29 protein-coding genes are annotated in these 26,835 nt (G+C 69.1%); 18 read left to right on the forward strand and 11 right to left on the reverse strand.

What is annotated here, in order from left to right; translation table 11 throughout:
• Positions 1–24: 24 nt before the first annotated feature.
• Positions 25–819, reverse strand: a complete 795-nt coding sequence (gene phyR, locus HNQ67_RS05100; RefSeq protein WP_183253033.1) for an anti-anti sigma factor/receiver protein PhyR — start codon at positions 817–819, stop codon at positions 25–27.
• Between the two features lie 195 nt (positions 820–1,014).
• Between phyR and nepR the strand changes: the two genes are divergently transcribed.
• The 6 genes from nepR (at position 1,015) to HNQ67_RS05130 (ending at position 7,134) form a co-directional block, all read left to right on the forward strand.
• Positions 1,015–1,209, forward strand: a complete 195-nt coding sequence (gene nepR / locus HNQ67_RS05105; protein WP_183253986.1) for an anti-sigma T factor NepR — start codon at positions 1,015–1,017, stop codon at positions 1,207–1,209.
• Complete coding sequence (locus HNQ67_RS05110; RefSeq protein ID WP_183253035.1) at positions 1,206–1,814, forward strand: sigma-70 family RNA polymerase sigma factor; 609 nt, start codon at positions 1,206–1,208, stop codon at positions 1,812–1,814. Before nepR ends, HNQ67_RS05110 begins: the two co-directional genes overlap by 4 nt.
• A 1-nt stretch (position 1,815) precedes the next feature.
• A complete protein-coding gene (gene phyK, locus HNQ67_RS05115) occupies positions 1,816–3,591 on the forward strand; it encodes a sensor histidine kinase PhyK (RefSeq protein ID WP_343054821.1) in 1,776 nt (591 codons plus the stop codon).
• Between the two features lie 37 nt (positions 3,592–3,628).
• The gene (locus HNQ67_RS05120; protein ID WP_183253037.1) at positions 3,629–3,766 is read left to right on the forward strand and encodes an entericidin A/B family lipoprotein; all 138 of its coding nucleotides are present in this window, start codon (positions 3,629–3,631) and stop codon (positions 3,764–3,766) included.
• A 196-nt stretch (positions 3,767–3,962) separates the two neighbouring features.
• Entirely contained in the window at positions 3,963–5,642 is a 1,680-nt protein-coding gene (locus tag HNQ67_RS05125; RefSeq protein WP_183253039.1) for an MFS transporter, read from the forward strand.
• A gap of 37 nt (positions 5,643–5,679) precedes the next feature.
• Complete coding sequence (locus HNQ67_RS05130; protein WP_183253041.1) at positions 5,680–7,134, forward strand: NAD-dependent succinate-semialdehyde dehydrogenase; 1,455 nt, start codon at positions 5,680–5,682, stop codon at positions 7,132–7,134.
• Here HNQ67_RS05130 and HNQ67_RS05135 read toward each other — a convergent pair.
• Complete coding sequence (locus HNQ67_RS05135) at positions 7,131–7,607, reverse strand: Lrp/AsnC family transcriptional regulator (protein ID WP_281380664.1); 477 nt, start codon at positions 7,605–7,607, stop codon at positions 7,131–7,133. The two genes, HNQ67_RS05130 and HNQ67_RS05135, sit on opposite strands and share 4 nt — an antisense overlap.
• Before the next feature lie 143 nt (positions 7,608–7,750).
• On the opposite strand from HNQ67_RS05135, the gene ald reads away from it, so the two are divergent.
• The 12 genes from ald to HNQ67_RS05195 all read left to right on the forward strand — a co-directional run bounded on the left by ald (position 7,751) and on the right by HNQ67_RS05195 (position 19,369).
• On the forward strand, positions 7,751–8,869 hold the full coding sequence (gene ald / locus HNQ67_RS05140; protein ID WP_183253045.1) for an alanine dehydrogenase: 1,119 nt from the start codon (positions 7,751–7,753) through the stop codon (positions 8,867–8,869).
• Between the two features lie 175 nt (positions 8,870–9,044).
• Positions 9,045–10,103 carry a GTPase ObgE gene (obgE, locus tag HNQ67_RS05145; RefSeq protein ID WP_183253047.1) on the forward strand — a complete coding sequence of 353 codons (1,059 nt, stop codon included), beginning with the start codon at positions 9,045–9,047 and terminating at the stop codon, positions 10,101–10,103.
• Complete coding sequence (gene proB, locus HNQ67_RS05150) at positions 10,100–11,263, forward strand: glutamate 5-kinase (protein ID WP_183253049.1); 1,164 nt, start codon at positions 10,100–10,102, stop codon at positions 11,261–11,263. The genes obgE and proB overlap by 4 nt, the downstream gene beginning before the upstream one ends.
• Before the next feature lie 31 nt (positions 11,264–11,294).
• Positions 11,295–12,593 carry a glutamate-5-semialdehyde dehydrogenase gene (locus tag HNQ67_RS05155; protein ID WP_425486335.1) on the forward strand — a complete coding sequence of 433 codons (1,299 nt, stop codon included), beginning with the start codon at positions 11,295–11,297 and terminating at the stop codon, positions 12,591–12,593.
• A 60-nt stretch (positions 12,594–12,653) separates the two neighbouring features.
• Positions 12,654–12,836, forward strand: coding sequence for a hypothetical protein (locus HNQ67_RS05160; RefSeq protein ID WP_183253051.1), 183 nt, complete (start codon positions 12,654–12,656; stop codon positions 12,834–12,836).
• Positions 12,837–12,912: 76 nt separating this feature from the next.
• Positions 12,913–13,593, forward strand: a complete 681-nt coding sequence (locus HNQ67_RS05165) for a nicotinate-nucleotide adenylyltransferase (RefSeq protein WP_183253052.1) — start codon at positions 12,913–12,915, stop codon at positions 13,591–13,593.
• Between the two features lie 116 nt (positions 13,594–13,709).
• Positions 13,710–14,126 carry a ribosome silencing factor gene (gene rsfS / locus HNQ67_RS05170; RefSeq protein WP_183253054.1) on the forward strand — a complete coding sequence of 139 codons (417 nt, stop codon included), beginning with the start codon at positions 13,710–13,712 and terminating at the stop codon, positions 14,124–14,126.
• 9 nt (positions 14,127–14,135) lie between these two features.
• The gene (gene rlmH / locus HNQ67_RS05175) at positions 14,136–14,600 is read left to right on the forward strand and encodes a 23S rRNA (pseudouridine(1915)-N(3))-methyltransferase RlmH (protein WP_183253056.1); all 465 of its coding nucleotides are present in this window, start codon (positions 14,136–14,138) and stop codon (positions 14,598–14,600) included.
• 58 nt (positions 14,601–14,658) lie between these two features.
• Positions 14,659–15,729, forward strand: coding sequence for a murein hydrolase activator EnvC family protein (locus HNQ67_RS05180; RefSeq protein ID WP_183253058.1), 1,071 nt, complete (start codon positions 14,659–14,661; stop codon positions 15,727–15,729).
• A 238-nt stretch (positions 15,730–15,967) separates the two neighbouring features.
• The gene (locus HNQ67_RS05185) at positions 15,968–17,338 is read left to right on the forward strand and encodes a S41 family peptidase (RefSeq protein ID WP_183253060.1); all 1,371 of its coding nucleotides are present in this window, start codon (positions 15,968–15,970) and stop codon (positions 17,336–17,338) included.
• A 263-nt stretch (positions 17,339–17,601) separates the two neighbouring features.
• Complete coding sequence (locus tag HNQ67_RS05190; RefSeq protein ID WP_183253061.1) at positions 17,602–18,792, forward strand: divergent polysaccharide deacetylase family protein; 1,191 nt, start codon at positions 17,602–17,604, stop codon at positions 18,790–18,792.
• Between the two features lie 100 nt (positions 18,793–18,892).
• Positions 18,893–19,369, forward strand: coding sequence for an RNA pyrophosphohydrolase (locus tag HNQ67_RS05195; protein ID WP_183253063.1), 477 nt, complete (start codon positions 18,893–18,895; stop codon positions 19,367–19,369).
• Here the strand turns inward: HNQ67_RS05195 and HNQ67_RS05200 are convergent.
• The 9 genes from HNQ67_RS05200 to HNQ67_RS05240 form a co-directional block, all read right to left on the reverse strand.
• Complete coding sequence (locus HNQ67_RS05200) at positions 19,366–19,788, reverse strand: hypothetical protein (RefSeq protein ID WP_183253066.1); 423 nt, start codon at positions 19,786–19,788, stop codon at positions 19,366–19,368. The genes HNQ67_RS05195 and HNQ67_RS05200 overlap by 4 nt on opposite strands.
• A gap of 74 nt (positions 19,789–19,862) precedes the next feature.
• Complete coding sequence (locus HNQ67_RS05205; protein ID WP_183253068.1) at positions 19,863–20,108, reverse strand: DUF1272 domain-containing protein; 246 nt, start codon at positions 20,106–20,108, stop codon at positions 19,863–19,865.
• A gap of 77 nt (positions 20,109–20,185) precedes the next feature.
• On the reverse strand, positions 20,186–20,515 hold the full coding sequence (locus HNQ67_RS05210; RefSeq protein WP_183253070.1) for a DMT family transporter: 330 nt from the start codon (positions 20,513–20,515) through the stop codon (positions 20,186–20,188).
• A gap of 248 nt (positions 20,516–20,763) precedes the next feature.
• A complete protein-coding gene (locus HNQ67_RS05215; RefSeq protein WP_183253072.1) occupies positions 20,764–21,588 on the reverse strand; it encodes a metallophosphoesterase in 825 nt (274 codons plus the stop codon).
• Between the two features lie 7 nt (positions 21,589–21,595).
• Positions 21,596–21,865, reverse strand: a complete 270-nt coding sequence (locus tag HNQ67_RS05220; protein ID WP_183253074.1) for an ATP synthase F1 subunit epsilon — start codon at positions 21,863–21,865, stop codon at positions 21,596–21,598.
• A 2-nt stretch (positions 21,866–21,867) separates the two neighbouring features.
• A complete protein-coding gene (gene atpD, locus HNQ67_RS05225) occupies positions 21,868–23,421 on the reverse strand; it encodes a F0F1 ATP synthase subunit beta (protein WP_183253076.1) in 1,554 nt (517 codons plus the stop codon).
• A gap of 43 nt (positions 23,422–23,464) precedes the next feature.
• Entirely contained in the window at positions 23,465–24,343 is an 879-nt protein-coding gene (locus tag HNQ67_RS05230) for a F0F1 ATP synthase subunit gamma (RefSeq protein WP_183253078.1), read from the reverse strand.
• Positions 24,344–24,377: 34 nt separating this feature from the next.
• Positions 24,378–25,913: a F0F1 ATP synthase subunit alpha gene (gene atpA / locus HNQ67_RS05235; RefSeq protein WP_183253081.1), complete on the reverse strand. Its 1,536-nt coding sequence runs from the start codon at positions 25,911–25,913 to the stop codon at positions 24,378–24,380.
• Positions 25,914–25,982: 69 nt separating this feature from the next.
• Positions 25,983–26,537: a F0F1 ATP synthase subunit delta gene (locus HNQ67_RS05240; RefSeq protein WP_183253083.1), complete on the reverse strand. Its 555-nt coding sequence runs from the start codon at positions 26,535–26,537 to the stop codon at positions 25,983–25,985.
• Positions 26,538–26,835: the final 298 nt, after the last annotated feature.

The following is a 26,835-nucleotide window of genomic DNA, read 5'->3' on the forward strand; positions in this document are numbered from 1 at the left end:
CTTTTCACGTTTCGACGGGAAGGTTCAAGCCGCTTCGCGCTGCCGCGAGGGGTGGAAGAACAGCGCCTGGCTGATCGCTGCCTTCACCGTCTCCGGCTGGAACGGCTTGGTGATCAGGAAGGTCGGCTCGGGCCGTTCGCCGGTCAGCAGCCGCTCGGGGAAGGCGGTGATGAAGATGACCGGCACGTCGATCCGCTTGAGGATGTCCTTGACCGCGTCGATGCCCGACGACCCGTCGGCCAGCTGGATGTCGGCCAACACCAGGCCGGGGCGGTTGCGGGCGACGGCGTCGACCGCTTCATCGTGCGTGGTGGCGGTGCCCGTGACGCGATGGCCCAGCTCCTTCACCAGGCTCTCGATATCGGCGGAGATGATCGCCTCGTCCTCAATGATCAGCACGTCGGTGGCCAGTTCGGCGTCGATGTCGGACTGGGCCTCGGCGATCAGTCGTTCGACGTCCATCGCGTCGGCGTCGAGGATCTGGGCCGCTTCCGACGGCGTGAAGCCTTCGAGAGCGGTGAGCAGGAAGGCCTGACGCGAGCGCGGAGCGATCTGCATCAGGCGGCGCGAGGCGTCATCGCGCCCTTCGATGCCGCTCTTGTCTTCAAGCTGGGCGCCGGTCGAAGCCCAGATGGCATGGAAGACGTGGTAGAGGGCGACCCGCGGCGTCATCTCGGGCGGCAGTTGGCGCTCGCCGGCTGCGAGGGCCTCGAGGGCCACCCGCACATAGTTGTCGCCGGTGGTCTGGTCGCCGGTCAACGCACGGGCGTATCGACGGACATAGGGCAGATGCGGCGCGAGACGGGCCAGCAGGCTCATGTAGTATTCCCCGACAGTAAGCGGTCCACATTAGATTGGGACCCAGGCAAGCCCCGTCAACGTATCAAATCGGCCACGGTTCCCGCCCGACCAGGAAAGCTTGAGCATTAATCCGTCGTAACATAGGAACCCTCTTTGGACGCTGGCGTTTTCGGCAATCGCAGCAATAGCGTCAGGGTGGCGGCCGTTTATTCGATGACAAGCAATTCAAACCCTTCCCGTAAGGCCGCGCCCACCGGGGGCCCGGCCCTTGAGGAAGCGCGTCTTCGTCAGCAGGCGATCGGGGTCAAGCTCAGGCATATGTTCGACGAGGTGGTGAACGAGCCGGTTCCGGACGAGTTCCTCGACATCCTTCGCCGCGCTGACGAGCGCCCGGACGGTGGCGCATGAGCGGCGCCTCGTCCCCGCCGCCCAAGCCGCCCTCCGCTGATGACAACGCCTTCAAGAGGGAACTGGTCGCGCTGATCCCGCATCTTCGAGCATTCGCGCGCACCTTGACCGGTGATCCGACCGCCGCCGACGACCTGGCCCAGGACGCCATGATGAAGGCTTGGGACGCCCGCGCCAGCTACCAGATGGGCACGAACATGAAGGCGTGGACCTTCATGATCCTGCGCAATCAGTTCTATTCCGAGAAGCGCCGCTCGTGGCGCCAGTCCCAGCTCGATCAGGAGGCCGCCGAACGCACCCTCGTAGCCGTGGACGATCCGGAATCGCCCGTCGCCCTTGATGAACTGCGCCTGGCGCTCGCCACCCTGCCGGAAGAGCAGCGCGAAGCCCTGATCCTCGTCGGCGCCGGAGGCTTCGCCTATGAGGAAGCGGCCGAGATTTGCCAGTGCGCCGTAGGCACGGTGAAGAGCCGCGTCTCCCGCGCTCGCAAGGCGCTGCAGGCTACGCTTGAACGCGGCGGTTACGCCCGGGACGGCCGCGCCGCCGGCGACGCCATGCGTTCAATCCTCGCCGATGCGGATCGCCTGAGCAGCGTTCGGGGCTGAGGTGGTCCGGCTCGGGCGAGCGCTCGGTCGGGGTCTGGCTCCGCCACAGTTCCAAGGCATTCGCTTTCGCCTCGGCGCCGCGCTGGCCTTCGCCCTGCTGCCGATTCTCGCGCTCGGCGCCTTTCAGGCCGACTCCCAGTTCCGCCTGCAGGACCAGCAGCGCCGCGAGGACCTGCAACTGGCCGCAGAACGGACCGCCGCAAGCGTCAAGGGCCGGCTCGACAGCACCACCGTCCTGCTCCAGGCGCTTCGTCCCGAGGCGCTCGAGATCTACTGCGAACCGAGACTCACAGCCTTGGTCCAGCGTCTCGAGGGCCTCGACGGCCTCGCGCGGCTGACCCCCACCGGTCAGACCGCCTGCGCTTCAAACGCCCTGGGCGCGGCGACGCCCGCCTGGTTGGAGCAGGCCCGAGCCTCGCCCTGGTTTCAGCGGCTGCGGGCTGGCGAGGATACTGTGCTGGCTCGGGCTCCCGTCAATGTCGGCGAGGCGCCCGGCATGATCGTGGCCATCCGGCTCGAGCGGCCGCTGGGCGCTTTCGACGGCGCCATGGTGGCGGTGATTCCCCTGTCGGCGCTGCAGCCCGACATCGCCGACCGGGCCCTGCCCGAGGGCTCGCAGGCGGCTCTGACGGACGGAGCCGGCCAACTCCTGACCGCGACCGATCCGACGGCCTTCTCCCTGTCGGAGGGCCGCAGCGTCACGGGCTGGGTCGAACGCGCCCGAGCCGATGCTTCGGCCATTTTCGAGGCCGACGATGCCGAGGGGCGGCCGCGCGTCTACGCTGGAGCAGCCCTGGCGGGGCGCGACGTCTACGCCCTGCTGTCCGCCCCCGCTCCCGGCCTGCTGTCATGGGCCCGGCTGAACCCCGTGGGGGCCTTCATGGTCCCGCTGCTGGCGTGGCTGATCGCCTTCCTGTCTGTGATGTGGGTGTCCGAGCGGATCGTGGTGCGCTGGCTGATCTATCTGGAGCGGGTGGCGGCGATCTACGCGCGCGGCCGCTTCTCGGTGCGTCCCGTCCAGGCCATGAACGCACCGGCGGAGATTCGCGTTCTCGGGCGAACCCTCGACGATCTGGCCGACACCATCACCCACCGCGACGCCGACCTGAATGCCTCCATCGAGGAGAAGGACGCGCTGATGCGCGAAATCCATCACCGGGTGAAGAACAACCTCCAGATCATCTCGTCCCTGCTGTCGATGCAGCAGCGGGCCCTGACCGATCCCCAGGCGAAGGCGGCGGTGGGCGACACCCGTCAGCGCATCTCGGCCCTCGCCCTGATCTACCGTACTCTCTACCAGAGCGCTGATCTGCGCTACGCCGACGCCCGCATCTTCCTGACCGAACTGGTCGGTCAACTGGTCGCGAGCGAAGCGGGTCGAGGGCCGGTCGTGACCTCGTCGGTCGAGGCGGATTCGCTCGTCGTCGATCCGGACAAGCTGGCCCCCCTTGCCCTTTGGCTGGTCGAGGCGGTCACAAACGCCCAGAAGCACGCCTTCGCGTCCCGCGGCGGGGCGCTCAAGGTGCGCTTCCGGGTCGAAGGCGAGACCAGTGTGCTGGAGGTCGAGGACGATGGGCCGGGGGTCAGCGAGACCTACCGCGCCGGCGTCGGTCGCACCCTGATGGGGGCCTTCGCCAAACAGCTGCGCGGCGAAGTCGAGATGCTGCCCGCGCCGACCGGCGGCACGATCGCCCGCATGACCTTCGCGACGCCGGAAGCGGTCACGCCCATCGACCCTACGGACCTCGGAACCCGGACCGCCCCGCGACGTTCCTGATGCACACGCCGCTCCCCCGGCGAAAGGAGATCGCACCATGCGTAAGATGTTTGTTCTGTTCGCCGCCGCCGCCGCCCTCACCACCGCCGCCTGCAACACGATCGCGGGCGTGGGCGAGGACGCCCAGGCCGCTGGCAAAGCCGTCGAGAAATGTGCTGAAGGCCGGACCTGCTAGTCCGGACTGCGGTCTGAGTTCCTGATCGCGGCTCTCCCCCGACACGCGATCGGTTGAAGAAGGCCCGCCAGGCCCCCCCCCCCGCCGGCGGGCCTTCGCTTGTCCGGCCGAAGCGAGGCCTTCTTGCGTAGGCCGGCGGGCGCGCTAGCATTGTCCCCGGAGGCGTCCGTCAGACGGCGCCGGGGGGACGATACGCATGACCGAAGTCGCGACGCAGACCGCGCCGGAGCCCGCCCGGGGACCGGACCTGAAGACGGTGGTGACCGCCTCCGCCGCCGGCACCGCCTTTGAATGGTATGACTTCTTCATCTTCGGCTCGCTGGCCGGCGTCATCGCCAGCCATTTCTACGCCGAGGTCAGCGAGGCCACCGGCTACATCCTGGCGCTGCTGACCTTCGGCGTCGGCTTCGTCGTCCGTCCGCTCGGCGCGCTGGTGTTCGGCTGGTTCGGCGACCGCACAGGCCGCAAGACCACCTTCCTCGTCACCATCACCCTGATGGGGGTGGCCACGGTGGCCATCGGCCTGCTGCCGGACTACGGCGACATCGGCGTCGCCGCTCCCATACTGCTGATCCTGATGCGGGTGCTTCAGGGCTTCGCCCTCGGCGGTGAGTACGGGGGAGCCGCCATCTATGTCGCCGAGCACGCGCCGGCGAAGAAACGCGGCTTCCTGACCGGCTGGATCCAGACCACCGCCGCCCTTGGCCTGATCGGGGCCCTCGCCGTCATCCTGATCACCCGCAAGATCGTCGGCGCCGAGGCCTTCGACGAATGGGGCTGGCGCATCCCCTTCCTGCTCTCGGCCCTGCTGCTGGGCATCTCGCTGTGGATCCGCATGCGGCTGGACGAGAGCCCGGCCTACCGCCGCATGGAAGAGGAGGCGTCCGACGCCGATCACCGCGCCCCTTACAAGGAGGCCTTCCTGACCTGGCGCAACGGCCGCTTCGTCCTGCTGGCCCTGTTCGGCATCATGATCGCCCAGGGCGCGGTCTGGTACTGTGGCTATTTCTACAGCCGCTTCTTCATGGAGCGCATTCTCAAGGTCGAGGTCGCCACCGTCGACATGCTGATGCTGTGGCTGACCGTCGCCTCGGCGGGCCTCTATGTCTTCTTCGGCTGGCTGTCGGACCGGGTCGGGCGCAAGCCGGTGATGCTGTTCGGCATGATCCTGGCGCTGGTCGCCTTCTTCCCCGGCTTCCATGCCCTGACGAAGGCCGCCAACCCCGCCCTGGCCGAGGCCCAGGCCTCCGCCCCGGTGACCGTGGTCGCCGACCCCGCGTCCTGCGCCCTGCAGTTCGATCCGGTCGGCAAGGCCGCCTTCGCCAGCTCCTGCGACATCGCCAAGAACGTGCTGTCCAACGCCGGGGTGTCCTACGCCAACGCCGAGGCCCTGCCCGGCAGCGTGGCGACGATCCGGATCGGGGAGACGGCGGTGACCTCCGTGGAGGGCGAGGCCCTGTCCCCGACCGCGCTCAAGGCGGCCCGCGCCGACGTCGAGACGCGGATCAAGGCCGCCCTCGCCGCCGCCGGCTATCCCGAACGGGCCGACCCGGCCCGGATGAACCTGCCGTTGATGTTCGCCATCCTGATGGTCTTCATCGTCGCCGCCACCGCCCTCTACGGACCGCAGGCGGCGGCCCTGGTCGAGCTGTTCCCGACCCGGGTGCGCTACACGGCCATGAGCCTGCCCTACAACATCGGCACCGGCTGGGTCGGGGGCCTGCTGCCCGCGGCCAGCTTCGCCCTCGTGGCGGCGTCGGGGAACATCTATTTCGGCCTGTGGTATTCTGTAGCCTTCACCCTCGTCGCCGTCGTCGTCAGCCTGATCTGGCTGCCCGAGACCCGGGGCCGGGACCTGAATACGATCGGGACCTGAGGCGTTATCCCTCGGCGCCCCACCGCCGGAGACGATCATGACCGACCCGAAAAGCCGCGACGCCGGCCTCGCCCTGCTGCGCGAACACGCCCTGATCGCCGGCGAAACCGTCACCGCGTCGAGGCGGATCGCCGTCGACGACCCCGCCACCGACGAGATCATCGGCCACGTCCCGGATCTTGGCGTCGAGGAGACGGAGCGCGCCATCCAGGCCGCTCACGACGCCTTCCCGGACTGGTCCCGCTCCGATCCGCACAAGCGCGCCGCCTTCCTGCGCGAATGGGCCCGGCTGATCGACGAGAACGCCGAGGCTCTCGGGGCCCTGATGGCGCTCGAGAACGGCAAGCCGTTCGAGGAGGCCAGAGGCGAGGTCGCCTACGCCAACAGCTTCATCAAATGGTTCGCCGGCGAGGCGGAGCGGCTGATCGGCGAGACCCAGGACAGCCCGTTGGGCCACGTCATTCTGACCTTCCGCGAGGCGGTCGGCCCGTGCGCCTTCATTACCCCGTGGAATTTCCCCGCCGCCATGCTGACCCGCAAGCTGGGACCGGCCTTCGCCGCCGGCTGCACCGCCGTGGTCAAGCCGGCCAGCCAGACCCCCTTCACCGCCATCGCCCTCGCCGAGCTGGCCCACAAGGCCGGCCTGCCCAAGGGCGTGCTCAGCGTCGTCACCGGCGACGCGGCGACCATCGGCGGCGTGCTGACGGCCTCGCCCCTGATCCGCAAGCTCAGCTTCACCGGCTCGACGCCCATCGGCCGCCTGCTGGCCGAACAGTCGGCCCCGACCCTGAAGCGGGTGTCGATGGAGTTGGGCGGCGCCGCCCCGCTGATCGTCTTCGCCGACGCCGATCTCGATCTGGCCGTGGCCGAAACGATCCGCGGAAAGTTCCGCAACTCGGGCCAGACCTGCGTCTGCCCCAACCGCGTCTACGTCCAGCGCGAGGTCGCGGAAACCTACGCCGGGAAACTGGCAGAAGCCGTGTCAAAGGTCCCGGTCGGCCCCGCCTTCGAACCGGGGGTCAAGGTCGGTCCGCTGATCGAGGACAAGGCGGTTCACAAGGTGCTCGACCACCTCGCCCTGACCAAGGCGTCGGGCGGCGAGGTTCTGACCGGCGGCGAGCGCCACGCCCTCGGCGGACGCTTCTTCCAGCCCACCGTCACCCTCGGCGGCGACGACGGCCTTTTCCGCCGCGAGGAGACCTTCGGCCCGCTGATTCCCGTCTTCCCGTTCGACAGCGAGGACGAGGTTCTGAAGATGGCCAACGACAGCGATTTCGGCCTCGCCTCCTATGTCTTCACCCGCGACCTCGATCGCGCGATGCGCATGGGCCGCCGCATCGAGGCCGGCATGTGCGGGATCAACACCGGCCTCATCTCCACCGCCGTCGCCCCTTTCGGCGGCGTCAAACAGTCCGGCTACGGGCGCGAGGGCTCGATACACGGCATCGACGAATACGTCGCGGTCAAACAGGTGACCCTGGCGCTGCGTTAGACCGGCAGCGCGCCCCGCTTGACCACCGTGCGCATGGCCACACTGGACGAGACCCGCGTCACCCCCGGGATCCGGGTCAGCTCCCTCGAATGCACCCGCTCCAGGTCGTCGACGTCGCGCACCACCAGCCGCAGCAGATAGTCCGAGCCCCCGGTCATCAGATAGCATTCGACCACCTCGGGCACGGTGGAGACCGCGGTCTCGAAGGCGGTCAGCGACGCCTCGGCCTGCGACGACAGGGTCACCGTCACGAACACGCTGATCGGCAGGCCGACGGCCCGCTCGTTGATGATGGCGGTGTAGCGGCTGATCACCTCCGCCGCCTCCAGCGCCCGCAGCCGGCGCAGACAGGCGCTCTCCGACAGGTTCACCGTCTTGGCCAGATCGGCGTTGGTCATCCGCCCGTCGCCCTGCAGGGCGCGGATCATCTTGCGGTCGGTATCGTCGAGGGCGACAGCGGAAACGGTCTTCAACACGGGCCTCATTCGCAGATTCTGCGACTGTATGCCGTTCACACGACGAAAAGAACAGGAACCTGCGCGCGGACCCCGCTAGATTGCCGCGCGAAAGAGGCCGCCGCAGAGCGCGCCCGCACCCCGTGGAAAGAGGAACTCCCATGCGCGTCGGCGTCCCCACCGAAATCAAGAAGAACGAACACCGCATCGGCCTGACCCCGACCGCCGTGCGCGAATACGTCGCCCACGGCCACGCCGTTTCCGTCCAGAAGGGCGCCGGCCTCGGCGCCGGCTTCACCGACGAGGACTACCAGAAGGTCGGCGCGACCATCATCGACACGGCGGCGGAAATCTTCGCCAACAACGACATGATCGTGAAGGTCAAGGAGCCCCAGAAGGTCGAATGGGAGATGCTGCGCGAGGACCAGATCCTGTTCACCTACTTGCACCTGGCCCCGGACCCCGAACAGACCAAGGGCCTGCTGGCCTCGAAATGCGCCGCCATCGCCTATGAGACCGTCACCGACGCCAAGGGCGGCCTGCCGCTGCTGGCCCCGATGTCGGAAGTCGCCGGCCGTATCGCCGTGTTCTCGGCCGCCGAGACCCTGCTGAAGCACAACGGCGGCATGGGTCTGCTGTTCTGCGGCGTACCGGGCGTGGCCCCGGCCCGCGTGCTGGTGCTGGGCGGCGGTGTCGTCGGCCTCAACGCGGCCCGCATGGCCATGGGCCTGGGGGCCGAGGTTGTGGTGCTGGAACGCTCGATTCCGCGCATGGCCTATATCGACGAGGTCACCCAGGGCCGGGTCATCACCCGCTATTCCTCGATCAATGCGATCGACGAGGAGATGGTCAAGGCCGACGTCATCATCGGCGCCGTACTGGTCCCCGGCGCCTCGGCCCCCAAGCTGATCAAGCGCGAGGACCTGAAGGCGATGAAGAACGGCTCGGTGCTGGTCGACGTGGCCATCGACCAGGGCGGCTGTTTCGAGACCTCGAAGGCCACCACCCACGAGGACCCGACCTATGTCATCGACGGCGTGGTCCACTATTGCGTCGCCAACATGCCCGGCGCCGCCCCGCGCACCTCGTCCGAGGCCCTCAACAACGCCACCCTGCCGTTCGGCCTTGCGTTGGCGAACAAGGGTCTCGAGGCCCTTAAGGCCGACCCCCACCTGGCCCGCGGCCTCAACGTGCTCAAGGGCGAGATCACCTATCCGGCGGTCGCCGAGGCGATGGGCCTGGAATGGAGCGATCCGTTCGGCGTCTGGGCCAAGGGCTGACTTCGAGGGCTTAGGGCTTAGGGCTTAGGGCTTAGGGACCAGGAAGTAGGGAGTAGGTCAGTGACGCGTTCGGCGAACGGATTCGGCCATCTTGACCCTAAGACCTAAGCCCTAAGCCCTACTCCCTCTTCCCCCCCGCCTGTAATTCGCCGCGCTTTTCCTACATAAGCCCGCGATGAAGTTTCTCGACCAGGCCAAGATCTACATCCGCTCCGGCAACGGCGGCGGGGGCGCCGTGTCGTTCCGGCGCGAGAAATTCATTCCCAACGGCGGCCCGGACGGCGGCGATGGCGGCAATGGCGGCAACGTCTGGATCACCGCCGTCGAGGGACTGAACACCCTGATCGACTACCGCTATCAGCAGCATTTCAAGGCCCAGACCGGCGTCCACGGCATGGGCCGCCAGATGCACGGCGCCAAGGGCGAGGACATCATTCTCAAGGTCCCGGTCGGCACCCAGGTGCTCGACGAGGACAAGGAGACGGTGCTGCTCGACATGGACGAGGCCGGCAAGACCGAACTGCTGCTCAAGGGCGGCAACGGCGGCTGGGGGAACGTCCGCTTCAAGGGCCCGCAGAACCAGGCTCCTGCCTACGCCAACCCCGGTCAGGAGGGCCAGGAGCGCTGGATCTGGCTGCGGCTGAAGCTGATCGCCGACGTCGGCCTCGCCGGCCTGCCCAACGCCGGCAAATCGACCTTCCTCGCCGCCGCCTCGGCCGCCCGGCCCAAGATCGCCGACTATCCGTTCACGACGCTGGTGCCCAACCTCGGGGTGGTCGACCTGTCGACGACCGAGCGCTTCGTCATCGCCGACATCCCCGGCCTCATCGAGGGCGCTCATGAGGGAGCCGGCATCGGCACCCGCTTCCTCGGCCATGTCGAACGCTCGGGCTGCCTGATCCATCTGATCGACGGAACGCAGGAGGATGTGGGCAAGGCCTATCGCATCATCCGCCACGAGCTCGAGGCCTACGGCGCCGGTCTCGCCGACAAGCCCGAGGTGCTCGCCCTCAACAAGATCGACGCCCTCGACGCCGGGACGCGGGAAGAGAAGGCCGCCGAGCTCGAGGCCGTCGCCGGCCGTCGCCCGATGCTCGTTTCCGGCGTCTCCGGCGAGGGCGTCACAGAACTGCTCCGCGCCGCCTGGACCGAGGTGCGCAGAAACCGGGGCGAAGTCGCCCCGACCGAGGAAGACGAAACCATCTTGGAAACCCCGGGAGGCTGGGCCCCGTGACTCTCGCTGATCCCCCGCTCGCCGCGACCGCCATCGCCGCCGCCGAGCGCATTGTCATCAAGATCGGCTCGTCCCTGCTGGTTGACCGCAAGTCCAATGCCGTCGATCTCGTCCGGCTGCGCAGCCTCGCCGCCGACATCGCCGGCTTCAAGGCCGAGGGCAAACAGGTGCTCGTTGTCTCTTCGGGCGCCGTCGCCCTGGGCCGCCGGCGCCTCGGCAGCCGGGCCCGCGGCGCCGGTCTGGAGAAGAAACAGGCCGCGGCCGCCGCCGGCCAGTCGATGCTGATGCACGCCTGGGAGTCGGTGTTCGATCCCCACGATGTCATCACCGCCCAGATCCTGCTCACCCGCGACGACACCGAGACGCGGCGGCGCTGGCTCAACGCCCGCGCCACGGTCGGCGCCCTGCTCGACATGGGCGCGGTGCCGATCGTCAACGAGAACGACACCATCGTCACCGACCAGATCAAATACGGGGACAACGACCGTCTGGCGGCGCGCGTGGCGCAGATGATCAGCGCCGACCTGCTGATCCTGCTGTCCGACGTCGACGGCCTCTACACCGCCGATCCGCGCTCGAATCCCGACGCCGAACACATTCCCTATATCGAGACCCTGACGCCCGAGATCGAGGCCATGGCCACCGGAGCCAACGCCGAAGCGGGAGTCGGCACGGGCGGCATGGCCACCAAGCTGATGGCGGCGCGCATCGCCGCCGAGGCCGGCTGCGCCACCCTGATCGCCGAAGGCAAGCCCAAGACGCGCGGCGCCAAGACGCTGGAGGAAGGGCGACGCTGCACCCTGATCGCCCCGGCGACGACGGTGAAGGCGGCCTACAAGCAGTGGATCGGCGGGTCCCTCGCCACCCGCGGCCGCCTCGTTGTCGACAAGGGCTGCGCCCGGGCCCTGACCCGGGGCAAGTCGCTTCTGGCGGTCGGCATCCTTTCGAGCGAGGGCGATTTCGGCAAGGGCGACCCGGTCGAGGTGTTCAACGAAAAGGGCGTCGAGATCGCCCGCGGCCTCGTTCGCTACGACGACAACGATGTGTCGAAGATCAAGGGAACCCGGTCCGCCGGGCTCAAGGCGGCGCTGGGCTACGCGGGCGGTCCGGTGGTGATCCACGCCGACGATCTGGCCCTGCGGGACACCGGCGCCCCTTGAAACTCAGGATCGGGACGCGACCTTAAAGGACATGACCATGACACTGGAAACCCCCGCCCCGACCGCCGAATCCTCTCTGGAAGCCGATATGCTGGCCATGGGCCGGCGCGCCCGCGCCGCCAGCCGCACCCTGGCCCTGGCCGGGGCCGACGCCCGGACCAAAGCCATCAAGGGTATGGCCTCGGCCCTGCGCGGTCGCTCGAAGGAGGTTCTGGCCGCCAACGCCGCCGACCTCGACGACGCTCGCGCCAAGGGCATGGCCGACGCCATGATGGATCGCCTCGCGCTCGACGAGAAGCGGCTGGCGGGCGTGGTCGGCGCGCTGGAGTCGATCGCCGCCATCCCCGATCCGGTCGGCGTCGAGACGGCCCGCTGGACCCCCGAAAACGGCCTCGACATCGCGCGCGTCCGCACCCCGCTGGGCGTGTTGGCCATCATCTATGAGAGCCGGCCCAACGTCACCGCCGACGCCGCCGCCCTCGCCGTGCGCGCCGGCAACGCCGTCATCCTGCGCGGCGGCTCGGAATGCCTGCGCTCCAACCTCGCCATCCACGAGGCCTTGGTCGAGGGCCTGACCTCGGCCGGGCTGTCGCCCGATACGGTGCAGATCGTCACCACCCGCGACCGCGCGGCCGTCGGCCAGATCCTGACCGGCCTCGACGGCTCGATCGACCTGCTGATCCCGCGCGGCGGGCGCTCGCTGGTCGAGCGGGTCAAGAACGAGGCCCGCGTCGCCGTCCTCGGTCACCTCGAAGGCGTCAACCACGTCTATGTCCACGCCAGCGCCGATCCCGACATGGCCCGCGCCGTGGCCGTCAACGCCAAGATGCGCCGCGTCTCGGTCTGCGGCGCCGCCGAGACCCTGCTGATCGACAAGGCCGTCGCCGACGACCTGCTGCCGCGGATCGCCGCCGACCTGACCGGCGCCGGTTGCGAACTGCGCGCCGACCCCGCCGCCCGCGCCCTGATCCCCGGAGCCGCCGCCGCCAATGACGACGACTGGGCCACCGAATATCTCAAGCCGATCCTCGCCGTGAAGGTCGTCGACGGCATGGACGAGGCCCTCGACCATGTCGCCCGTTACGGCTCTGGCCATACGGAATCCATCGTCGCCTCCGACGAGGCCGCCATTGAACGCTTCCTCGCCGAGGCCGACGCCGGCATCGTGCTGGCCAATGCCTCGACGCAGTTCGCCGACGGCGGCGAGTTCGGTTTCGGCGGCGAGATCGGCATCTCCACCGACCGCCTCCACGCCCGCGGCCCGGTCGGCGCCGAACAGCTGACCAGCTTCAAATACGTCGTCCGCGGCAAGGGTCAGACGCGGCCGTAACCGAGGGAGCGGAACAACTGGGTTGGCCCGCCGCTTCCTAGACCACAAGGAGGCGATCTCATGAGCGACGACATCCAGACCCCGGGCCGCGACGACAACGGCGCCATCCCGCTCGGCAAGCCCGACGCCTCGACATCCGACGAGGCGGTGAAACGGACCGGCGAGCACGAACGGCGGACCGCCGGTCCCGACGGGCCAGACGCCACCGAAGTCGGCGACACCTTCAAGCGGCAGCCGGGCTGAACGTCCGCGACAGAGCCGCGCCACCGTGTTAGGGCGCTGGTGAGCATAAGTCGCCGCGCCCGCCCCCGAGCCCGTCTTGACCTTCTTCCACGCCGGTCCCGCGCCGCGAGCCTCCGGCCCCCGCCGGGGCGCCTTGCGCGACGGCCTCGGCCTCCAGCCCGGCATGAAGGTCGGCCTGTTCGGCGGCTCCTTCAATCCGGCCCACGACGGCCATGCCCATGTCGCGGAGACCGCCCTGCGCCGGCTCGATCTCGACCGCGTCGTCTGGCTGGTCTCGCCGCAGAACCCACTGAAGGACGCCCGCGACAGCGCCCCCCTCGCCGAGCGCATGGCCTCAGCCCGCGCCGCCGCCGCCAAGGCCGCCGCCGGGCCGTCGATGATCGTCTCGGACTTCGAGACCCGCGCCGATACGCAGTGGACCGTCGACACCCTCCGCGCCCTGACCGCCCGTCACCCCGCCGTGCGCTTCGTCTGGCTGATGGGCTCCGACAATCTGGCGAGTTTTCATCGTTGGCGGGGCTGGACAGACATCCTGCGGCTGATGCCCGTGGCGGTGATCGCCCGGCCCGGCTCCGAGCTGGACAGCCGCACCGCCCCCGCCGCCGCCCGCTTCGCCTTCGCCCGGGTCCCCGCCGCCCGCGCCCGCCTGCTGCCGCACCTCGAGGCCCCGGCCTGGACCCTGCTCAACGCGCCGCTCAACTCCCGCTCCTCGACCGCGCTCAGGGCGGCGGCGAAGGCCGGTCGGCCCGGTGCGTGACGCCCCGGCCCGTCCGTGCTAGACTGCCGCTTTAGTAATCTCCCTGGAGCCCTCCGCTGACCCCCTCGCCCGCGCACGATGCGCAAGACAGCGCCGTCTCGAACACGGCGCACGAGATGGACCCCATCGAGCCCATCCATTCCGAAGACGGTCCCCCGAGCGGTCACGAGGCTCCCCTTCCCGTCGGCGCCACGGCCCTTGAAACGGCCATTCTGTCGCGTCTCGACGACGACAAGGCCCAGGACATCGTGCTCATCGACCTGAAGGGCAAAAGCCCGATGGCCGACACCATGATCGTCGCCTCCGGGCGATCGCACCGCCACGTCGGCGCCCTCGCCGATCACCTTCAGCGCACGCTGAAGGAGCACGGCCTCGGCAAGGTAAAGGTCTCGGGCCTGCCGCACTGCGACTGGGTCCTGCTCGACGCCGGCGACGTCATCGTCCACCTGTTCCGGCCGGAAGTCCGCTCGTTCTACAACATCGAGAAAATCTGGTCGGTCGACAGCGGCCACCGCGTCGACGCCCGCGCCTAGGCGCACTCCGTGAAGCTGGCCGTCATCGCCATCGGCAAGCCGGGGCGCGGCCCCGAGGCGACCCTCGCCGCCGACTATGCCGGGCGCGCCACCCTCGCCGGCCGCGCACTGGGACTGGGCCCGCTGGAACTGGTCGATCTCGAGGCCCGCAAGCCGGGCAAGGCGGCCGAGTCCGAGCTGATCCTCAAGGCCGCCGAGGGCGCGCATCTGATCGCCTGCGACGAGCGCGGCAAGGCCTTCTCCAGCCGCGCCTTCGCCGACCACATCGCTTTGCTCCGGGACCAGGGCGAGCGGCGGCTGGTCTTCGCCATCGGCGGGGCCGACGGGCTGGACGCCAGCGTTCGCGACGCCGCCGCCTCGACCCTCGCCTTCGGGCCCCAGACCTGGCCCCATGCCCTCGCCCGGGTGATGCTGACCGAGCAGTTGTATCGCGCCGTGACCATCCTGGCCGGATCGCCCTATCATCGGGACTAGAAGCGAAATCGGTTCGGGTGCACTCGCATCCGGGCTCAGATTTCGCGCAAAAGGTCTTATGCGCCCCGCCGCCCTCGCCCTCGTCTTCGTCCTGACCGCCCTGCCGGTGGCCGCCGCCGCCCCGCAGTCGACCGAGGTCGCCCGTTTGCAGGCCGAGTTCCGCGACGAGCGCGCCCGCGCCTCGCGCCTTCGCGCCGAGGCCGCCGAAGCCGCCACGGAGATCGCCCGGCTGGAGCGCGAGCTGGCGGCGCTCGGGTCCGACGTCTCCGCCGGAGATGCGACCATCGCCGCCCAGCGCGACCGTCTGCGCAGCCTCAGCCAGCGGGAAGCCGCCCTCGTGGCCCGGCTGGCGCAGGCGCGCGGCCGTCAGACGCGCCTGCTCTCGGCCCTGCAGATGATGAGCCGCCGCCCGCCGCCGCCGCTGCTGGTCCCCGCTGACAAGGCCGTCGACACGGTTCGCGCCGCCATCCTGATGAAGGCCATGGCCCCCGAGCTTCACGCCCGCGCCGAGGCCCTCGCCGACCGTCAGGCCGAGATCGTCCGGATCCGCCGTCTCGCCGCTCTGAACAGCGAGGCCCTGTTCACCGCCGAGAGCGAACAGGGCGACCGGCGCGCCCGCATCGAGGCCCTGACCGCGCGTCAAACCCGGCTGCGCACCGTCCTGCGCGCCGAGGCGGAGACCGCCGGACGCGCCGCCCGCGCGCTCGAAGCGCGGCTGCGCGCCCTTGGCGGCCCCGTGCCGGGTCCCGACGCCGACGCCGTCCCGGCCACGGCCCGCCGCCCCGCCGGCCGCGAGCACCTGACTCCGCCGGTCGGGGGCGTTCCCTCGGTCCGCTTCGGCGGCGGCTCGACCGGCTGGCGCTGGCGGGGCGACGATATCGAGGCCCGCGCGCCTGCCGCCGGCCGCGTGGCCTGGACCGGCCCGCTAAGCGGCTGGGGTCAGGTGATCATTCTCGACCTCGGCCCGGGCTGGCGGGGCGTCGTCTCCGGTCTCGACGAAGTGTCGGTCGAAACCGGCGACCGCGTCGTGGACGGCCAGACCCTGGGCCGCACCGGCGCCGACGGCGAAATCGCCTTCGAACTCCGCCGCGACGAACGCCCGGTCGATCCGGCGCCGTGGCTCAGGTGAGGGCTTAGGGCTAGGGCTTAGGAAAAAGCGCAAGGCGGGGGTCTGCCCTCCTCCTGAACCCTAATTCCTATGCCCTAAGCCCTAAGCCCTAATTCCTCGCCCACCGCGCGCTTCCCCTTCCCTTCCCCCGATGACGCTGATTTTATCGTCCCGCCGTCCCCCGGTCACGATTTGGGCGCCGGCGGCCCCATAGGTTACGACGTTCAGGCCGCCTCCCCGGCCCGCTGGAAGAAGACCAATGCGCAAGTTTCTGCTGATCGGCGTCGCCGCCGCCACCGTGGTCGGACTGGGCGCCGCCACGACCGCGGGCCAGACCCCCCGCAACGAAGCCTTCCGGCTGATCGGCCTGTTCGGCGACGCCCTCGCCACGGTCGAGCGCGACTACGTCGTTCCCGTCGACGACAAGAAACTGATCGAGGCCGCCCTGCAGGGCATGATGGGCGCGCTGGACCCCCACTCTTCCTACCTCCCGGTCAAGGGTTTCGCCGACCTGCGCGAGCGCACCGAGGGCCAATACACCGGCGTCGGCCTGACCATTTCGTCCGAGGGCGGGCTGGTGAAGGTCATCTCGCCGATGGACGGCGCTCCCGCCGCCCGCGCCGGCGTCCAGGCCGGCGACGTCATCTCGGCCATCGAGGGCCAGAACTCGACCGGCCTGACCGTCAGCCAGGTGTCCGAGAAACTGCGCGGCGCCGCCGGCACCTCGGTCAAGGTCACCTTCCTGCGCGACGGCGAGGAGCCGCGCGAGGTCGTCCTGACCCGCGAAATCATCAAGATCGATTCCGTCACCGGCCGCATCGAGGGCGACTTTGGCGTACTGCGCATCTCGACCTTCAACGAGAACACGGGCCGTGAACTGGGCGAGACCATCGCCCGGCTGAAGCGCGGGAACCCGGCCATAAAGGGCTATGTGCTGGACCTCCGCAACAACGGCGGCGGTCTGCTCGACGCGGCCATCGCGGTGTCGGACGCCTTCCTCGAACGCGGTGAAATCGTCAGCCAGCGCGGCCGCCGTCCGGATCAGATTCTGCGCTACGCCGCGCGCCCGGGCGACCTCACCGGCGGCCTGCCGGTCGCGGTGCTGATCAACTACGGCTCGGCCTCGGCCTCGGAAATCGTCGCCGGCGCCCTGAAGGACCATCAGCGCGCCACGATCATCGGCCTGACCAGCTTCGGCAAGGGCTCGGTGCAGAGCGTCATACCGCTGCGCGGCGGCGCCGACGGCGCCCTGTCGATCACCACAGCGCGCTACTACACCCCGTCCGGCGCCTCGATCCAGAAGATCGGCATCGAGCCGGATCTCGAGGTGGCCCGCTCCGAGGCCGAGGCGAAGATCGTGTCGCGCTCGAACTTCATCTATTCCGAAGCCGCCTACGCCACGGCCCTGGACGCCTCGATCGGCGCCGAGCGCAAGGGCCCGCACATTCCGCACGAGGCGCCGGGCGAAGCCTGGGACAAGGACAAGGACTATCAGCTCGAGCGGGCCTTCGACGTGCTCCGCGCCGGCGGAAACCTGACCCGGCTGGCCGCGGCCCCGGAAGGCATCGTCGTCACCCCCCCTGGCACGGCGATGGCGGCGGTGTCGCCCGAGGCGGACGAGACGCCGTAGGTCGAGGGCTTGGAGCTTAGGGCTTAGGGCTTAGGGTTTAGGGCTTGGGGCTTAGGGCTTAGGGCTTAGGGCTTAGGTATGGGTGCTGTGCGTTCTGCATGCATTCAGTGCATCCTCTCGCTCCCTAATTCCTAAGCCCTAAGACCTAAGCCCCCCTCCTCATGCCTAACACCGCGTTAGGCTTTCTTAACCGACGTGCGGTCAATGTAGGCCTTGAAGGAGTCCGTCCCGCGGGCTCCCGTTCGAGCGCCAGTTCCTTGCCCATGTTCGCCAAGCGCCAATCCGTCCTCGCCGCCACCGCGGGCGCACCGCCCGCCCGTCGCTCCGTGGCCGAAATCCTCGCCCCCGTGCTGCGCGTGCTGAAGAAGCCGCCGGTGGCCGTGGCCGCCGCCGGCGTGCTGCTGCTCGGCGCCGCGGCGCTGTTCGTCACCGTGCTGGGCGACCCGCGGGCCGGCGCCCCCTCGGCCCGCGTCGCGCTCAACCGCCCCGCCGCCGCCCCGACGCCCGTGCCCACCGGTCTCGAAGCCTTTTCGCTGGACGGCTCGGGCCTCTACCAGGACCTCACCGCCGACGGCGATCCGGCCCTGATGGGCGAGGCGGTCATCACCCTGCCTGACGGCGCCACCGTCTCCGGAACCGGCGCCGCGGTCACCGCTCCGCGCCTCGCCGCCCAGCCGCTGCCGGCCGCCCCCATCGCCGGCCTCAGCCAGCCAGGCCCGGACGGGCCCCTGCCGCGCATCGCCCCTGACGGCCGCGTTCCGGCCCAGGCCTACGCCCGCCCGTTCGTCTCCAACGGCAATCCCCGAGTCGCCCTGATCGTCGGCGGCCTCGGCCTCAACGCCGCCACCACCCGCGCGGCCATCGAACGCCTGCCGCCAGAGGTCACCCTCAGCTTCGTGCCCTACGCCGAGGGTCTGCAGGGCTGGATCGACCTGGCCCGCGCCCAGGGTCACGAGGTCATGCTGGAAATGCCGATGGAGCCGACCGGCTATCCCAACAACGACCCCGGCCCCTACACCCTCCTCGCCAACGCCGAGGCCGACGACATCCAGGCCAAGATGAACTGGCTGCTTGGCCGCGCCACCGGTTATTTCGGCGTCACCAACTATCTCGGCGACCGCTTCGCCACCTCGGACGAGGGCATGACGGCCTTCATGGGCGTGCTGCGCCAGCGCGGCGTCGCCTTCCTCGACGACGGCTCGATGAGCCGCCGCCCCGGCGCCTGGGCCCGGGCCAGCGCCAACCGCATCATCGACGAGCAACAGTCCCCCGCCGCCATCATGGGCCAGCTCAACGCCCTTGAGGCCCTCGCCAAGACCCGCGGCTCGGCCCTCGGCACGGGCTTCAGCTATCCGGTCACCGTCGAGGCCGCCGCCCGCTGGACCGCCGGTCTGAAGGACCGCGGCCTGCAACTGGCCCCGGCCTCGGCGCTGGCCAATCGGCCGGGGCGGTAGGTTCCAGGGACCGGGGCAAGGGACTAGGGGCTAGGGGAGACCGAAGGCGGTCGCCCGTCCCTCTTCCCTCCCCAGCCCCCAGGCCCTAGACCCTGACCCCATGACCGACGACCTCAGCCAATACCGCCCCAACGTCGGCGTCGTGCTGTTCCATCCGGACGGGCGCGTCTGGTACGGACGGCGCGCCGGAACGCCGGGGCCGCACAACTGGCAATTCCCGCAAGGCGGCGTCGACGAGGGCGAGGACTACGAGGCCGCCGCCCGCCGCGAGCTGTACGAGGAGGCCGGCGTCACCTCCGCCGAACTTCTGGCCAAGTCCATCGAATGGATCACCTACGCCTTCCCGGCCGACTACGGCGGGACCAAGCAGGCGCGCGGCTGGCTCGGCCAGAAGCAGAAATGGTTCGCCTTCCGCTTCACCGGCGACGAGTCCGAGATCGACCTCGAGGCCCACGAAGAGATCGAGTTCGACGCCTGGCGCTGGGCCCCCCTCGAAGACGCTCCCAACCTCGTCATTCCCTTCAAGCGCGCCGCCTACGAGCAGGTCGTCGCCCTGTTCGCGCCGCTGGTGGTCTAGGTTCCGCCCCACACGAACCAAAGGAGCAGGAGCAGACCGTTCCATGTTCCGTGGGCCAGAGTCGTCGCCAGGACAGCGCGTCCGCGGCCCTGCGCGACCATGACCGTCCAGAACCAGGCCCCGAGAAGTGCGAAACACAGCCCGTGAGCCAGGGCGTGAATGTCCGCCCCGTGGAACGCCCACCCTACCGCCCCGGTGAACCCAACGAACGCCACAGCGCCGACCCGGCCACGAACCCGGTGCAGCGCCAGACCGGGCAAGTAGAACACGAGCAGGGTCTCGATGAACGGAATCAGCGCGGCGCTGATGACCAGTTCACGGAAGAGAGTGAGGAGAGCCTTGTTCTCCGGGGCGGTCGTCTCACCGGCACGGAAGGCCGGTGTGACTTCGGGCAGCGCTACGAACAGGCCGACCTTCATGCAGAGCATGACGACGACGCACAGCCCTCCCACCAAGGTTGAGCTGACCCAGACGCGGCGGAGCGGCCAGGCCTTCAAGCGACCCCACACCCTTCCGGCTTCACCACCCGCTTCGTCGACGCCGGATATTTCCCCATCAGCCGCACCGGCCGGATCGGCCGGGGCACGAAGCCCCCGCCGCAGTTCGGGCAGACGCCGTTCAGCGCCCCGTCCACGCACCCGGCGCAGAAGGTGCATTCAAAGGTGCAGATGCGGGCCTCGTCGCTGTCGAACGGCAGGTCCCGGTCGCAGCATTCGCAGTTCGGTCTGAGCTGAAGCATGATGACCTCTAGTCCTCCCCCACAGGGGGACGGGAACCATGCGAAGCATGGTGGATGGGGCGCTCGACGACAAGCGGTCAGGCCGCCGTCCCGTCCGGCGCCAGCCGGAACAGCACCAGCCCCGCAACGACCAGCAACGCCGCCGCCACCCGCATCGGGCTCAGATGCTCCTGCAGGAACACCACCCCGACCACGAAGGCCCCGACCGCCCCGATCCCGGTCCACACCACATAGGCGGTGCCCATCGGCATCGACTTCATCGCCAGCGACAGCAGGCCGAAGCTGACGGCCATGAAACCCAGCGTCGCCACGCTCGGCCACAGCCGGGTGAAGCCCATGGATTGCTTCATGAAATAGGCCCAGACGATTTCCAGCAGTCCGGCGATGATCAGATACGTCCAGGCCATCGGTCGGCCCTCCTCGCAAAGGGCCGGGCCGTCCCGGACTTGGTCCCGCCTTGCGGGAGCGAGGACGTGGCCTCGTCTTGCCAGGGCTATCTAGAGGCTCCCGCCGTCGGGTCAAGCCGGACGGACGCGGCTCTCAGAGTCACCACCACGATTTCCGGCGGCGCCCGGAAGCGCACGGGCAGGATCGAGACTCCGACCCCGCCGGTGACGAACAGCTTGCGGCCGCCCTCGTCGTAAAGGCCGCACGGCTAGCGTTCCGAAGCCTCCGACGCATGCACCAGCCGCCCGATGACCGGCAGGTTCACCTGGCCGCAGTGGGTGTGGCCGGCCAGGGTCAGGGCCACCCGCTCAGGCACGTCGCGAAACGGATCGGGCCAATGGGTCAGGAGGATCACCGGCGCCGCGTCCGTGACCTCGCCCAGCGTCGCGCCCACGCGCGGCCCCTCGCGCGGCGAATGCATGTCAGCCAGGCCCGCGAGCCAGAAGGCCCCTTCAGGCCGCGCCACCCGCGCCGCGCGGTTGTCGAGCACCGTCGCGCCCGCCCGGTCGAGCGCGGCGGCGATGGCGGCGTCGTCGAACCAGGAGCCGTGATTGCCGAGCACACCCCAGGTTCCCAGCGGGCTCGACAGGCCCCGGAACGCCTCGACGCCCCGCAGGATCTCCGATGTCTCCGGCGCCGCGCGGAGGCCGGCCGGCTCGTGGCCGCCGGCGTAGTCGCCCAGCAGCACGACGACATCCGGACGCTCGGCGTTCATCCGCGCCACCAGCCGCTCGATCCGGGCCACGTCGGTGTGCGGGGCGGCGACATGGGTGTCCGAGATGATCCCGATGCGCAGCGGCGGACCCCGCCAGGTCGCGCTCTCGACCGTCACATGCCGCACCGTCAGGGTCGACGGCTCGACCATGAAGGCCCAGACGCCGAGCATCCAGCCGAGGGCCACGACGGCCGCGACGCTCGAGGCAAGAAAAATCCGGCGGCCGCGCAGCAGCCGCCGGACCAGAAAGAAACACAGGACGGGGCCGAGGACGGCTCCGATCCAGGCCAGCACCATGACGGCGTCAGGCCCGCTCATGGGCGGATCAGGCCGCCGCCACTTCCGAGGCCTGTTCGGCCAGGATGGTCAGGCCCGCCGGGGTGACGTCGGCGAAGCCGCCGTGCACCTCGAACTGGCGGCGCGAACCGCCATCGATGACCGTGACCACGCCTTCGCGCAGGGCGGTCATGAACGGCGCGTGGTCGGCCAGCACGCCGAAGTCGCCCTCGACGCCGGGCGCGTCGACCTGGTCCACGAGGCCCGCGAAGATCTCGCGCTCGGGCGACACCAGCGAGAAGCTGAGTTTGCCGGCCATGCTTACGCCGCCTCGGCCAGCTTCTGGGCCTTCTCGACGGCTTCCTCGATGGCGCCGACCATGTAGAAGGCCGCTTCCGGCAGGTGGTCGTATTCGCCGGCGACGATGCCCTTGAACGAGCGGATCGTGTCTTCCAGCGAGACGAACTTGCCCGGGGCGTTGGTGAACTGCTCGGCCACGAAGAACGGCTGCGACAGGAAGCGCTGGATCTTGCGGGCGCGCGAGACGACCAGCTTGTCCTCTTCCGAGAGCTCATCCATGCCGAGGATGGCGATGATGTCCTTCAGCGCCTTGTACTGCTGCAGCACTTCCTGGACCGAACGGGCGACCTGGTAGTGTTCGTCGCCGATGACCAGCGGGTCCATGATCCGCGAGGTCGAGTCCAGCGGGTCCACAGCCGGGAAGATGGCCTGGGCGGCGATGTCGCGCGACAGCACGGTGGTGGCGTCGAGGTGGGCGAACGAGGCGGCCGGAGCCGGGTCGGTCAGGTCGTCGGCGGGCACATAGATGGCCTGCACCGAGGTGATCGAGCCCTTCTTGGTCGAGGTGATGCGCTCCTGCAGGTTGCCCATCTCGGTGGCCAGGGTCGGCTGATAGCCCACGGCCGAGGGGATGCGGCCCAGCAGCGCCGACACTTCCGAACCCGCCTGGGTGAAGCGGAAGATGTTGTCGACGAACAGCAGCACGTCCTTGCCTTCCTCGTCGCGGAAATACTCGGCCTGGGCCAGGCCGGTCAGGGCGACGCGGGCGCGGGCGCCGGGGGGCTCGTTCATCTGGCCGTAGACGAGGGCGCACTTGGAACCTTCGGTCGAGCCGCCGTTCTTGGCCGGGTCCACGTTGACGTTGGACTCGATCATCTCGTGATAGAGGTCGTTGCCCTCGCGGGTGCGCTCGCCCACGCCGGCCAGCACCGAATAACCGCCGTACGCCTTGGCGATGTTGTTGATCAGCTCCTGCATGGTCACGGTCTTGCCGACGCCGGCGCCGCCGAACAGGCCGATCTTGCCGCCCTTGGTGTAGGGGCACATCAGGTCGATGACCTTGATGCCAGTGACGAGGATTTCCGACGAGGTCGACTGGTCCTCGAAGCTCGGGGCCTCGCGGTGGATCGGGCGGTACATGGTGGTCTTGATCGGGCCCTGCTCGTCGATCGGCGCGCCGACGACGTTCATGATGCGGCCGAGGGTGCCCGGACCGACCGGGGCCTGGATCGAGGCGCCGGTGTCGACGACCGGCTGGCCGCGGGTCAGGCCTTCCGAGGTGTCCATGGCGATGGTGCGGACCATGTTCTCGCCGAGGTGCTGGGCGACTTCCAGCACCAGGGTGAAGGGCTGGCCGGTCTTCTGGTCGACGTTCTGCGTCTCCAGGGCGTTGAGGATCGCGGGCAGCTGGCCCTCGAACTCGACGTCGACGACGGCGCCGATGACCTGGGCGATCTTGCCCGTGCCGGTGCCGGCGGTGACGACGGCGTTGCCGGTCGCGGCGGCGGCTTTCGGAGCCTTGGGCGCGGCCGGCTTGCGGGCGGCGGTTTTCTTGGGGGCGGCGGTGTCGGTCATCGGTTCGTTCCGTTCGGAAGGTCGTGTCTGTGCGGGTATCGGATCAGAGCGCTTCGGCGCCGGCGATGATCTCGATCAGTTCGGTGGTGATCTGGGCCTGGCGCTTGCGGTTGTACTGCAGGGTCAGGCTGTTGATCAGGTCGCCTGCGTTACGCGTGGCGTTGTCCATGGCGCCCATCTGGGCCCCGAAGAAGCTGGCCTGGTTCTCGTACAGCGCCGCCAGGATCTGGGTAGTGATGTTGCGCGGCAGCAGGGTCTCGAGGATTTCCTCTTCCGAGGGCTCGTACTCGTACACCGCGCCGTTCAGGTCGATCGGCGGGGCGTCGCCGTCGACCACGGCCGGGATCAGCTGCTTCGGCGTCGGCACCTGCGAGATGACCGACTGGAAGCGACTGTAGAACAGGGTCACGACGTCGGCGTTGCCGGCCTCGAACTCCTCGGCGATCAGGGCCGCGATCGGCTCCGCCGCCGGCAGGCCGATGGTCTTGTGGCCCGACATCTCGAAGGTCTGCACGATGCGGTCGCCATAGAGCCGGGACAGGCCGTCGCGGACCTTGCGGCCCACGGCGATGACGCGGACGTCCTTGCCGGCGTCGATCAGGCTCTTGATCCGCTCGCGCGCGGCCCGGATGACATTGGTGTTGAAGCCGCCCGCCAGACCCTTGTCGCCGGTGGCGACGACAATCAGGTGTTTCTGGTCCGAGCCCGTGCCGGCCAGCAGCTTGGGCGCGCCGTCGCCCGAGACCCCGGCCGCCAGGTTGGCGATCACGGCGGCCATCTTACGGGCGTAGGGGCGGGCGCTTTCGGCCTGTTCCTGGGCGCGCTTCAGCTTGGCCGCGGCGACCATGTTCAGGGCTTTCGTGATCTTCTGCGTGGACTTCACGCTTCCGATCCGATTGCGCATTTCCTTGAGGCTGGCCATCCGGCGCTACTCTCGCTTCTCGGTCAGTTCAGGCTCAGGCGAAGGTCTGGACGAAGGCTTCGAGCACCGACTTCAGCTCGGCTTCGAGCTCGGCGGTGAGGTCCTTCTTGGTGCGGATGCCTTCCAGCAGGCCGGGGTTCGACGACTTGATGCGGGCCAGCAGTTCGCTCTCGAAGCGGCCGATATCGCCGACCGCGACGCCATCGAGGTAGCCGCGCGTACCGGCGTAAACCGAGACGACCTGCTCTTCCATGGTCAGCGGCGAGTACTGCGGCTGCTTCAGAAGTTCCGTCAGGCGCGCGCCGCGGGCCAGCAGCTTCTGGGTCGAGGCGTCGAGGTCCGAACCGAATTTGGCGAAGGCGGCCATCTCCCGGTACTGGGCCAGCTCGCCCTTGATCGAGCCGGCGACCTTCTTCATCGCCTTGGTCTGGGCCGAGGAGCCCACGCGCGACACCGAGATGCCCACGTTCACGGCGGGGCGGATACCCTGGTAGAACAGGTCGGACTCGAGGAAGATCTGGCCGTCGGTGATCGAGATCACATTGGTCGGGATATAGGCCGAGACGTCGTTGGCCTGGGTCTCGATCAGCGGCAGGGCGGTCATCGAGCCCGAGCCGTAGTCGGCGTTCAGCTTGGCCGAACGCTCCAGCAGGCGGCTGTGCAGATAGAAGACGTCGCCCGGATAGGCTTCGCGGCCCGGCGGACGGCGCAGCAGCAGCGACATCTGGCGATAGGCCACGGCCTGCTTGGACAGGTCGTCATAGACGATCAGGGCGTGCATGCCGTTGTCGCGGAAGAACTCGCCCATGGCGGTGCCGGCGAACGGAGCCAGGAACTGCAGCGGGGCCGGCTCCGAGGCCGTGGCGGCGACGACGATGGTGTAGTCCAGGGCACCGCGCTCCTCGAGCGTCTTGACGATCTGGGCCACGGTCGAGCGCTTCTGACCGATGGCGACATAGATGCAGTACAGTTTGTCGCTCTCGGCGGCGCCTTCGCCGTTGATCGACTTCTGGTTCAGGATGGTGTCGACGGCCACGGCGGTCTTGCCGACCTGGCGGTCGCCGATGATCAGCTCGCGCTGGCCGCGGCCGATCGGGATCAGGGTGTCGATGGCCTTCAGGCCGGTCTGCATCGGCTCGTGCACCGACTTGCGCGGGATGATGCCCGGCGCCTTGACGTCGACGCGGCGGCGCTCGGTGAACTGGATCGGGCCCTTGCCGTCGATCGGCTCGCCCAGCGGGTTGACGACGCGGCCCAGCAGGCCTTTGCCGACCGGCACGTCGACGATCTCGCCGAGGCGGCGGACTTCATCGCCCTCGGCGATCTGGTTGTCCTGGCCGAAGATCACGGCGCCGACGTTGTCGCGCTCGAGGTTCAGGGCCATGCCCTTCACGCCCGCCTTGGGGAATTCGATCATCTCGCCGGCCTGGACGTTGTCCAGGCCGTGGATGCGGGCGATGCCGTCGCCGACCGACAGCACCTGGCCGACGTCCGAAACGTCGGCTTCCACGCCGAAGTTGGCGATCTGCGACTTGAGGATGGCCGAGATTTCGGCGGCGCGGATGTCCATGACAGGCTCTCTGTTATCGTCTCTTGGGCCGGGCGGTCAGGCCCGTTGCATTCTTTGTGGTCAGCGCGCTTACGCGCGCTTCAGTGCGAACTTCATCTGGTCGAGCTTGGTCTTCAGCGAGGCGTCGAACAGCTTCGACCCCACCTTGACCTTGAGGCCGCCCAGGATCGACGGATCGACGCGGGCGGTCATTTCCGGGTCCTTGCCCAGCGAGGCGCGCAGGGCGGACTGGATGGATTTCATCTGGGCGTCGCTCAACGGCTGGGCCGAGACAACCTCGGCGGCGACGACGCCGGTCTTCTTCGCATACAGCTTCTCGAAGCCGGCGATCACGCCCGGCAGGTCGCCCGAGCGGCCGTTCTGGCCCAGCAGGCCGAAGAAATTCTTCGTCACGCCATTGAACTTCGCGGCCTCGGCGATGGCGACCAGACCCTTCTGCTGATCCTCCGAGGCGATCACCGGCGAGGTGGCCAGCCGGCGCAGGTCCGCGCTGTCCTTCCACGCGGCGCGCAGCGACGCCAGGTCGGCGCGCACGGCGTCCAGAACGCCTGTCTCGTCAGCGAGGTCGAACAGCGCCTGTGCATAGCGCTCGCCGACTTCCGTCGTCCTGTAATCGTCAGCCACTGTATGGTCCGCGCGGGTTAGCGTTCGGGTTGTCGACCGGCGGCGGGGTGCGCACCGGTCAAAGGCCTGAAATGCTTGAAGAAAGCACGCCGAAGAAACGTCTCGCGACGCACCCTCCGGCTCAGCCGGGCGCCTGATAGCACCCTAACCCCCCCGCCGCAACCGGGACAGGCGGTCGCAAGCGGCTGTTTGGACGGGGTCTGCCTTGTCGCACCGCGACCGCCGACCCAACTCACCGCTTGCGTGGAACGCGGCGCGCCCCTAGCGATTTCGGCACAAGCCGCTTCGCTCAGGACGC

Origin of the sequence: Brevundimonas basaltis (assembly GCF_014202075.1) — a bacterium.
Classification (GTDB): Bacteria; Pseudomonadota; Alphaproteobacteria; order Caulobacterales; family Caulobacteraceae; genus Brevundimonas; species Brevundimonas basaltis.